Below are 9,876 nucleotides of genomic sequence, written 5' to 3'. Positions count from 1 at the left end.
GCGTCAGTCCGCGGGGATTTCGGCCGTGCCGACCATGACGGCGCGGCCCAGGGTATGCGTATACAGGGCGAATCCCAGTGCGGCGGGACTGGCGTCAGGGGCCACGTCCAGTTCCTCCGTGTCCACCGCGTGGACCACCACGTAGTAGTGGTGCCGGCCGTGTCCGGCAGGCGGGGCGGCACCCACAAAACCGGCGAACCCGGCGTCGTTGGCCAGCTGCACCGTGCCCCCGGGCATCTGCCCGCTGTTGGCTGCGTCCCCGTCGAGGCCGGTGACGGCCGCGGGGATGTTGAACGCCGCCCAGTGCCAGTAGCCGCTGGCGGTGGGCGCGTCCGGGTCATACATGGTGAGGGCGAAACTGCGCGTCCCTTCCGGGAACCCGGACCAGGCGAGCTGCGGGGAGGCATCCTTGCCTCCGGGCACACCCAGCCTGGCGCTGTACTGGGCGGGCGCGAAGGGACAGCCGCTGGTGAATTCCTCGCTCTCAACGGCGAACTGCGGCACCTGCGGAAGGTCCTTGTACGGGTCTCGGCTTTCCACTGCTTCTCCTCTGGCGGTTCTTGACCGGGCGGCCCGCGGGCCGGAACCGGGGACTTACGGAAGTTCGTTGCGGTAGGGCGGGTTCGCCCCGGCGCGGGAGACGGTCACTGCGGCGGCCCGGGCGGCGAAGGAGAGCAGTTTCTCGACCTCATCGACGCGGATCCGCGCCAGATCGCTGCGCCGTGCACCGCCGTCGAGCTCCCGGTCCATCAGGCCCACCAGCAGCGCGGACATAAAGGAATCACCGGCGCCCACCGTATCCACTACGGTGACCGTTGGCGCGGGGACAGCGCATTCCCCTGCCGCCGCCACGGCCCACGGCCCCTTGGACCCGCGGGTCAGGACCACTAGGGATGGCCCGGCGGCAAGCCAGCGGCGGGCGGATTCCTCCGGGGACTCATCGGGGTACAGCCATTGCAGGTCCTCGTCCGAGGCCTTGACCACGTCGGCAAGGGCTACGAACTTTTCGGCCTGTTCCCGGGCATAGGATACGTCGGTGATGATGGAGGGCCGGCAGTTGGGGTCATAGGTGACGGTGGCGGCGGGCCGGGCGTGCTCCACGGCGCGGAGCACATGGTCGGCACCCGGTGAGAGCATGGCGGCGATGGAGCCGGTGTGCAGCATGGTGGTGCCGTCCAGCAGCACCGGCAGGTCCAGGCCAGGCAGTTCCCATTCGAGGTCGAAGGTGTAGCGGGCGCCGCCGGCCGGATCGAGGACCGCGGTGGCCACGCTGGTGGGCAGGTCGTCGGCGGCGAAGGCGGTAAGCACGGAGTTGGCGCGCAGGTGCTCGGCGATCAGGGCGCCGTAACTGTCGGAGCCGAAACGGCCCACAAACTGCACCGGCCGCCCCAGCCGGGCCACGCCCACAGCGACGTTCAGGGGACTGCCGCCCGGGTGGGAGCGCCGCGGCGCAGTGTCGCTGACCACTTCATCCACCAGGGCTTCACCGATCACTGTAAGCATGCTGTCAAACCTAACAGAGCCGGGTACCCGTTTCTCTAAGGAACCCGGTTTCCTGCTGCTTCGTGAAGCGCCTCGACGACGGCGGCCCAGGCGGCGGTGCCGGGGGTGATCATGGCGAAGTGGTCCCCCGGGATGGTGCGCAGCTGCACACGGGTGCCGGCTGCGGCGGCCGCCTGGGCCCAGGAGGTGGAGAATCCTGCCGGAACCGTGGTGTCTTCCGCTCCGTGGAGCACCCAGGCCGGTACGGGCAGCGGCAGCGCCTGCATAGGGTCCGCGTCCACATAGCGTTGCGGATCCAGGCCCGGTGGGCAGCCCAGGAAGTTTTCCACGGCGCCGTCGCTGAGGCCCAGCCGGTGCGCCGCGGCCAGGTCCAGCACCCCTGACTGGCTCACGACGCCGGTAACGGTTACCGCGGACGGTTCGGCCTTGGCGGCTTTTGCGGCCAGCACGGCCAGGTGGCCGCCGGCCGAGTGGCCCAGCAGGGTGACCCGGGACAGGTCCGCGCCCTCGGCCTCTGCCGCCGGGGACAGGGCGTTGATGCCGGCCAGGACATCTTCGAGCGTTTGCGGCCAGCCGCCGCCGTTCCCGGCCCGCCGGTACTCCATGTTCCAGCAGGCAAAGCCGCGGGCGGCGAGGTCCCGGGCCAGCGGCCAGCCAAGCTCAGCGGTGTATTTCGAGCGCCAGTAGCCACCGTGGATGATCACGACGGTCCCGTTGCGCGGGGCACCCTCCCGGCCGGACGGGCCTGAGGCCGGGAGGGTTAGTTCGGCATACTGTTCCGGCCCGGGACCGTACGAATACTTCATGGCAGGCATGTCATCCTCTTCACGGTCCGGACGGGGCCGGGTCCTAGACGAACTGGTACAGCAGGGCGGCCATTCCGAAGCCCACGAGGGACAGGACCGTTTCCAGCACCGTCCAGGTCTTCAGGGTGTCCTTGACCGACATATTGAAGTACTTCGCGATAATCCAGAAACCGCCGTCGTTCACATGGCTGGCAATGATGGACCCGGAAGAAATCGCCATGGTAATCAGGGCAAGCTGCGGCTGGGAGTACCCGCCTTCCAGCAGGCCCGGCGCGAGGATGCCGCCGGTGGTGACAATGGCAACGGTCGCGGAGCCCTGGGCAATACGCATCCCGGCGCTGATCACAAAGGCCGAAACCAGCAGCGGAAGTCCCGCCGTGGCCAGCGATTCGGCCACTGCGGTGCCAACACCGGTTGCCGTGAGCACGGCTCCGAAGAACGCCCCGGCGCCGACTACCAGCAGGATCATGCCCACCGGGCGAAGCGAGGAGGAGGTGAGCTCCGCCAGTTCGGAGGAGGTCATCCCGCGGTTCGTACCCAGGAGCCACATGGCAATGAGCACAGCCACGGTCAGGGCGATTGCCGGGTTCCCGAAGAACTGCAGGGCGGAGCGGAACGGGCTTTCGGGCAGGAAGATGTTGCCGAAGGTTCCACCCAGGATGAGCAGCATGGGCAGTCCGATGCAGGCCAGCACCACCGCCAGGGACGGAGCCCCGAATCCGCGGTCTTCAGCGGTTTCGGGGACAATGCGGTCTTCGGGCACGTTGATGTGCACGCGCTTGCCGATCCAGGTACCCCACAGGATGCCTGAGGCGAACCATGCGGGAATGCCGCAGGCGAGACCCATGATGATGATCCAGCCCAGTTCCACGTGCAGCAGCCCGGCGGCGGCCACCGGGCCGGGGTGCGGCGGCAGGAAGGCGTGGGTGACCGAGAGGCCCGCCAACAGGGGCAGGGCGTAGAGCAGCAGTGACTTGCCGCCGCGGACCGCCGCAACGTACACCAGCGGAGCCAGGACAAAGATACCGATGTCGAAGAACACCGGGATGCCCAGGACAAACCCGGTAATGCCCATGGCCAGCGGGGTGCCCTTCTCCCCGAAGATTTTCACCAGCCGCCCCAGCAGCACTTCTGCGCCGCCGGACCGCTCGAGGATGGCACCCAGAACCGTGCCCAGGCCAATGATCAGGGCAATGTGGCCCAGGATGCCGGCGAAGCCCTTTTCAATGAGGGCGTCGCTGCTCTTGGTCGCTGTGCCCACCAGATCATTGATCGGCACACCGCCGGCCAGAGCCACGAGGACGCCGGTGGCCACCAGTGCAATGAAGGGTTCCAGCTTGATCCTGATAATCAGGAAGAGGAGCAGCGCAATGCCGGCAGCCGCCAGCAGGAGGAGGCCGGCAGTATCTTCGCGCAGCCAGCTAATTACATCTTGCATGAGGTTCTCTCTACTCGGTGTTCGAGACAGGAAGGAAAGGAAAGGTCTAGCGGAGTGTGCCGGTGAAACCGGCTGCACGGACCTGGATGTCCGTCCAGTCACCGGCAGCCACTGCAGCCGGTGGGACGACACTGGTCCCGCAGCACACGGCAATGGCCCCGGCACGGAGGTAATCGGAAGCATTGCCGGCGTCGATGCCGCCGGAGGGAAGCAGCGCAATACCCGGATACGGGCCCTGGAGATCCTTCAGGTACGCGGGCCCCAGCTGCCGGGCGGGGAAGATCTTGACGGCGGTAGCGCCCAGGTCCACCGCCTGCGCCACTTCCGTGGGCGTCATGGCGCCAAGGCTGAAGGGAATGCCCGCCTCGGCTGCGACGGCGGCAACCTCCGGCCGCAGTCCGGGAGTCACCAGGAAACCCGCCCCGGCGTCAATGGCAGCACGGGCCTGGTCTGCCGTCAGCACCGTGCCCATGCCCACCAGGGCACCATGGTCGAGGGCGGCGTCCACCGCCGTGCGCAGGTGCTTGAGCGCGTCCGGGATGGTGTAGGTGAGTTCCACGGTGCGGATGCCTCCCGCGACCAGCGCGGTGCACAGCGCCGCCGGGTCGGGGATGCCGGGAGCCCTGACCACGGCCAAGGTGGCGTCCTCGCGGAGCTGGCGGGTGAATTCTTCCGGGGTCATATGCTTGTTTTTCCAATCCGGGTTTTGCCGTCGGGATGGCGGCGGAGGGCACGGCCGGCACGGGCACCGGTCGGCTTTCCGCCGTCAATCGCCGCGGTGCCGTTGACGAATACATAGGGGATGCCGGCAGCCGGCTGGCGCGGCTGGTCGAAAGTGGCCCGGTCCGCAATGGTCCGGGGGTCAAATAACACCAGGTCGGCGGCCCAGCCGGGGCGGACAAGCCCCCGGCGGTCCAGCTTCAACCGGGCAGCAGGACGGCCGGTGAGGTGGTGGACGGTCTCTTCGAGCGTCAATAGCCCCAATTCCCTGCAATAACGGGAAAGGTAACGGGGGAAAGTGCCCCATGACCGGGGATGGGGCTTGTCCCCCACCAGGATGCCGTCGCTGCCGCCCGTGTGGGAGCGGTGGGTCATGATGGTCCGGACGTTCTCCTCGTGTCCCACATGCTGGAGGATGCCGGTACCCAAGCTGTCCGCGCGCAGGATGTGCACGAAAACGTCGAAAGGTGCTGTATCGCTCTCTGCAGCGATGGCGGCGATGGTCCGCCCCACAAAACCGCCCAGAGCCGGGTTGCGGACGCCGCTGATTTCCAGCGTGTCCCATTCCGCCACCACTCCGTGGCATCCGTCGGACCCGTTGACTTCCACATCCTTGCGGATGCGTTCCAGGCTCGCCGGGTCCGCCAGCCGCTGCAGGGTTTGCGCCGTCCCGCCCGATGACGCCCAACTGGGAAGGATCGCCGAAAGCGTCGTAGCGCCCGGCAGGTAGGGATACGTGTCCAACGTGATGTCGACGCCGTCGTCAAGCGCCTCGTCGATCAATGCCAGGAGTTCACCGGCACGCCCCTTGTTTTCGGCAAAGTTCATGGTGGCGTGGGAGAGGTGGAGCGCGCACCCGCTGTCCCGGCACAGGCCGATCATCTCGGCGTAGGCAGCGAGTGCATTTTTCCCGTAGGACCGGTGATGCGGAGCATAAAAGCCGCCGTGCTCAGCTACCACCCGGCACAGGGCCGCCAGTTCCTCGGTGTCGGCGTACATTCCGGGCGTGTATGTCAGGCCCGAGGACATTCCCACGGCCCCCTCCGCCAGCCCGGTGCGTACGGCGTCCTCCATCTGCTCCATCTGTGCAGCGGTTGGTGTGCCCTCCGCAAAACCCATCACCATTGCCCGGACCGTGCCCTGCGGGACCAGGTACGCGGCGTTCGTGGCTATGCGGCCGCATGGACCGGCAGCGTCAAGACGGTCCAGATACTCACCGACACTGCGCCAGTCGTAGGCAAATCCCTGCGGGTCGTCGTTCCACCCTGCAATCTTCTGGCGGATGCCCTCCAGGGTTGGAGTGTCCACGGGAGCGTAGGACAGTCCGTCCTGTCCCAGCAGCTCAGTGGTTACCCCTTGGCTGAGCTTGGCGTAGTGGCCCGGCTCCGCGAGCAGCTGGAGGTCGGAATGGGCGTGCATGTCGATGAACCCCGGAGCCAGGACCAGCCCGGAAGCGTCAATAACCCGCTCGGTGCCGGGGGCTGAAGGGTCCGCTTCGCCGGCAGCTGTGACCGCGGCAATTGCGGTTCCCTCCACCACGACGTCGGCGGCACGGCGCTCATTGCCCGTGCCGTCCACCAGGGTTGCGTTGCTGATGAGGATGCTCATGTCCGGCCCCCTAAAAGAATGTCTGGATGAGGTCCACAACCGCGCCGTCGCGGTCCGTGTCGGCCAGCACCGGAATGAGTGTCCATTTGTCCAGGGCCGTGCAGGGGTGGGACAGCCCCAGCCGGACCACGTCCCCCACCCGTATCGATTCCCCCGCATCGACGGCCAGGAAGCAGTGCTGGTCATTGACCGCCGTGATCCGGCCCTTCAGGGGCCGCATCGGACCGCCCAGCGCCGGGCCAACCAGCTGCGGCTCCGGCAACCCTTCGTCCACCGGGAGATCACGTTTGCCGGCATCGAGAATGGCCAGCCCGGGTTCCGGCCGGGACACTACCCGCGCCCAGCCGTGCATACCGGCCGCAAGCGGCGTTCCGCCGTCGCGGGAAAGCGGTGAGATTTCCCGGTAAAACCCGTCATCGTGGATGACGTAGGCTCCGCTGCGGATCATGAGCTGCACGGCGGGTCCGTTGGCATCGCCCGGGGTGCAGAGCGGAGACAGGACCTGGACCACATCGTCAAAATACGCGCTGCCGCCGGCGGTGAGGATTACTCCCGCACCCGGGGTGTACAACCCCTCCTCCAGCACGGCAGCGTGCAGGTGCGCCATCTGCTGCAGGTAACCGCGCACCGCTGCCAGTCCCGCGGCGTCGGCGGTATGCGCCAAGGCGCCTTCGTACCCGGAAATTCCCACCAGGTTCAGGACGGGCGACGAACCCGCCGCTCTGGCAACCTCCAGCGCCGCCTCGACACTCCGGGCTCCGGTCCGCCCGCCATGGCCGCCCAGCTCCACCAGCACATCCAATACGGCACCGTCGTGCCGCTTGGACAGGATCAGTTCGAGGTTTCGGACACTGTCCACGGAGTCCACCCAGGACAGGATGGGCCGCCCGGCGGCCGCTTCATCCGCGGCCCAGCTGATCGCTTCGGGGTCGGCCAGGGTGTTGGCCAGCTGCAGCCGGTGGACGCCAAAGGCACGTGCCACGCGCAGCTGTGCCAGGTTCGCCAGGGTGATTCCCCACGCACCCTCCTCCAACTGCCGGGCCCACAGCTGCGGTGCCATGGTGGTTTTCCCGTGCGGCGCCAGCAGCACATTGTGGTCCCTGCACCACTGGGCAAGCCGGCGCATGTTGTACTGCACGGCTGTCCCGTCCAGGGTGAGCAGCGGGGTGTGGAAGTCCGAAAGGTGCGGAGCAGACGCCAGGAAGTCCTTTACCGTGCGGCCCTGCGAGCTTGAGGGGGCTGCCTTGTGCCGCCAGCCCAGGACGGTGGACTGCAGGTCTGATACCGCGTCGGCGTTAATGGCCGGCGCCTGGATGGGGGTTGACACCGCTGCGGATCCCTTCAAAGGACTGCGGAGCAGATAGCCACCCCGTTGCGTATTTTGCAACGTTCGTTGCAAATCTGATGGTGATATGTCTAACATGGTGGCGAATCGTGAGTCAAGGAACGCTCAGCAGTGTCCGCCGCATTTTCTCCCGGGCTTCAGTGCCCGGCGATCGCAGGACGACGCAGCCCAGGGTGAGAACAGGAAACAAGTGCTTTCAGCCGTATGCCTAGGCGAGTCAATGGCCATGCTGACTCCTGCAAGCGAACAGACACTCGAGCAGGCAGATGTCCTGCAGGTGGGGCTGGGCGGGGCCGAATCCAACGTCGCCATGGGCCTGGCCGCCATGGGCATCGAGACCCACTGGATAGGCCGGGTGGGCGAGGACGGCTTCGGCTCCCGGATCCTGGCGGACCTCCGCGCCCACTCCGTGGGGACAACAGGCGTCCAGCGCGACCCGCTGCGCCACACCGGGCTCTACGTCAAAGTTCCCGCGCAGGAAGGGCAGAGCGGGTCCGGCAGCTCAATGCTGTATTACCGGCAGGACTCCGCAGCCTCTGCCATGGGACCGGACCTGCTCTCGGACAAAGTGGTCGCCGGCCTGCTGGCTGATGCCCGCCTGATCCACCTCAGCGGCATTACGCCCGCCCTCTCCCCCGACTGCCTGGAATTGTGCCGTGCAGTGCTTTCCCTGCCGAGGAACGGCCGCATCATCAGCTTTGACGTCAACTGGCGGCCCGCCCTTTGGCACGGCAAGGACCACGGCGTCCTCCAGGAGCTCGCAAACCTTGCCGATGTGGTCCTGGTCGGCAGTGACGAAGCCGAACACGCCTTCGGGACGGGCAACGAGCAGGAGCTTCGTGCACTCCTCCCGGACCCGGAGGTACTGGTGATCAAGAACGAGGCCTTCACCGCCGTCGCCTTGGAGCGCAGCGGTGCCCGTGAAGAAGTTCCAGCCTTGTCGGTCGAGGTGCTTGAACCCGTGGGGGCAGGTGATTCCTTCGCTGCCGGATACCTGAGCGGGATGCTGCTGGGGCTCGATTTAAAGGCAAGCCTGCGGCGCGGGCACATCAGCGCCGCCTGCACGCTGACCGTTCCCGGCGACCGCGGCCCGCTCCCGCCGGCGCCGCTGCTGACGGCACTCGTCGGGTGCAGCGACGCGGACTGGGGAAACACCTCCGTGGCTGCGGGCGAAATCCGTTCTCCCGCCGTTGATAACCTTGCAAGTTCGACTATTTCCCCAATCCCTGGAAAGGCGGACCCGTGAGCCAAAGCCTTATGCGGGCCATGGACCTGCTGGGCGAGCTTGCCGAGCAGCCTGCAACCCTGGACGAACTGGCATCCCGGGCCACCGTGCACAAAACCACCATCATGCGCCTGCTGCATGCAATGGAAGAGCGGCGTTTCGTGGTCCGCGACAAGGAGCAGCGTTTCCGGCTGGGACCCAAGTTCTTTGAACTGTCCTCGCTGGCACTGGAGCAACGCGACATCCGCGCCGTCGCACGTCCGCACCTGGCCGACCTGAACGCCCGCACCGGACACACGGTCCACCTGGCCGCCTTCGAGGGCAACGACGTCATCTACATCGACAAGTTCGAGTCCCACCATCCGGTCCGGATGTATTCACGGATCGGCCTGACGGCGGCACTGCACTCGGCGGCGGTGGCGAAGGTCCTGCTGGCGGACCTGCCGCGTGCCGAGCAGGAACACATCGCGGCCGGACTGGACTACGTCAGGTTCACGCCGAACACCCTGGCCGGCCCGGAAGCATTGCTGGCCGAACTGGAACAGGTCAAGGCGCAGGGCTGGGCGCATGACAACGCCGAACACGAATCCTTTGTCCACTGCATTGCCGCCCCCATCCGGGACGGCCGGGGAAACGCCGTTGCCGCCGCGTCCTTCTCCGTACCCATAGTCATGCTCAGCTACGAGGGACTTCTCGGTATGCTGCCGCAGCTCCAAGCCTGCACCGAGGCCATTTCGTCGGACCTCGGCTGGATCAACCCCCGAAAGGACAACCATGAGTGAAAAGACCGTTGTACTGACCGAGAACGCCCCCGCGCCCGCGCACGTTTTCTCCCAGGGAGTTCGGAAGGGGGGCTTCCTGCAGGTGTCCGGACAGGGCCCCATGGACCCGGCCACCAACAAGTACATTGCCGAAGGGGATGTCCGGGCACAGACCCGCCGGACCCTCGAAAACGTCAAGGCAATCCTTGAAGCCGGCGGCTCCTCCGTGGAGGACGTGCTGATGTTCCGTGTCTATCTCACCACCCGCGGGGATTTCGCGGCCATGAACGAAGCCTACGGAGAGTTCATCAAGGAAAACGTACCCAGCGGCGCCCTTCCGGGGCGGACCACCGTTTTCGTTGACCTTCCGCACGAAGTCATGCTCGTGGAAATCGACGCCCTGGCAATCACCGGCTAGCAGCGGAGCACCGGTGCCGCGTGCAGCGGCACCGGGCCGGCCTGCACTGCAG

General features: G+C 66.8%; 10 protein-coding genes. 3 read left to right on the top strand and 7 right to left on the bottom strand.

Going from position 1 to position 9,876, the window contains the following annotated elements; translation table 11 throughout:
• Positions 1-3: 3 nt before the first annotated feature.
• Genes QNO06_RS00355 through QNO06_RS00325 form a run of 7 tightly spaced genes read right to left on the bottom strand, consistent with a single transcriptional unit; the run spans position 4 to position 7,402 of the window.
• Positions 4-540: a YbhB/YbcL family Raf kinase inhibitor-like protein gene (locus QNO06_RS00355; RefSeq protein ID WP_227912569.1), complete on the bottom strand. Its 537-nt coding sequence runs from the start codon at positions 538-540 to the stop codon at positions 4-6.
• A gap of 54 nt (positions 541-594) precedes the next feature.
• Entirely contained in the window at positions 595-1,503 is a 909-nt protein-coding gene (locus QNO06_RS00350) for a carbohydrate kinase family protein (RefSeq protein WP_227912570.1), read from the bottom strand.
• Positions 1,504-1,538: 35 nt separating this feature from the next.
• A complete protein-coding gene (locus QNO06_RS00345; protein WP_349774820.1) occupies positions 1,539-2,309 on the bottom strand; it encodes an alpha/beta hydrolase in 771 nt (256 codons plus the stop codon).
• A 43-nt stretch (positions 2,310-2,352) separates the two neighbouring features.
• Positions 2,353-3,747: a GntP family permease gene (locus tag QNO06_RS00340; protein WP_227912572.1), complete on the bottom strand. Its 1,395-nt coding sequence runs from the start codon at positions 3,745-3,747 to the stop codon at positions 2,353-2,355.
• Positions 3,748-3,793: 46 nt separating this feature from the next.
• Positions 3,794-4,429, bottom strand: a complete 636-nt coding sequence (locus QNO06_RS00335) for a bifunctional 4-hydroxy-2-oxoglutarate aldolase/2-dehydro-3-deoxy-phosphogluconate aldolase (RefSeq protein ID WP_227912573.1) — start codon at positions 4,427-4,429, stop codon at positions 3,794-3,796.
• On the bottom strand, positions 4,426-6,075 hold the full coding sequence (locus QNO06_RS00330) for an N-acyl-D-amino-acid deacylase family protein (RefSeq protein ID WP_227912574.1): 1,650 nt from the start codon (positions 6,073-6,075) through the stop codon (positions 4,426-4,428). Before QNO06_RS00330 ends, QNO06_RS00335 begins: the two co-directional genes overlap by 4 nt.
• A 10-nt stretch (positions 6,076-6,085) precedes the next feature.
• Positions 6,086-7,402, bottom strand: coding sequence for a type III PLP-dependent enzyme domain-containing protein (locus QNO06_RS00325; RefSeq protein ID WP_227912575.1), 1,317 nt, complete (start codon positions 7,400-7,402; stop codon positions 6,086-6,088).
• 244 nt (positions 7,403-7,646) lie between these two features.
• On the opposite strand from QNO06_RS00325, the gene QNO06_RS00320 reads away from it, so the two are divergent.
• Genes QNO06_RS00320 through QNO06_RS00310 form a run of 3 tightly spaced genes read left to right on the top strand, consistent with a single transcriptional unit; the run spans position 7,647 to position 9,824 of the window.
• Positions 7,647-8,666: a sugar kinase gene (locus QNO06_RS00320; RefSeq protein ID WP_231708694.1), complete on the top strand. Its 1,020-nt coding sequence runs from the start codon at positions 7,647-7,649 to the stop codon at positions 8,664-8,666.
• A gap of 11 nt (positions 8,667-8,677) precedes the next feature.
• Entirely contained in the window at positions 8,678-9,427 is a 750-nt protein-coding gene (locus QNO06_RS00315) for an IclR family transcriptional regulator (protein ID WP_227912934.1), read from the top strand.
• Positions 9,420-9,824: a RidA family protein gene (locus QNO06_RS00310; RefSeq protein ID WP_227912577.1), complete on the top strand. Its 405-nt coding sequence runs from the start codon at positions 9,420-9,422 to the stop codon at positions 9,822-9,824. The genes QNO06_RS00315 and QNO06_RS00310 overlap by 8 nt, the downstream gene beginning before the upstream one ends.
• Positions 9,825-9,876 lie beyond the last annotated feature (52 nt).

Source organism: Arthrobacter sp. zg-Y20 (assembly GCF_030142075.1).
Classification (GTDB): Bacteria; Actinomycetota; Actinomycetes; order Actinomycetales; family Micrococcaceae; genus Arthrobacter_B.
This window is presented reverse-complemented; position numbering and strand designations above follow the sequence as displayed.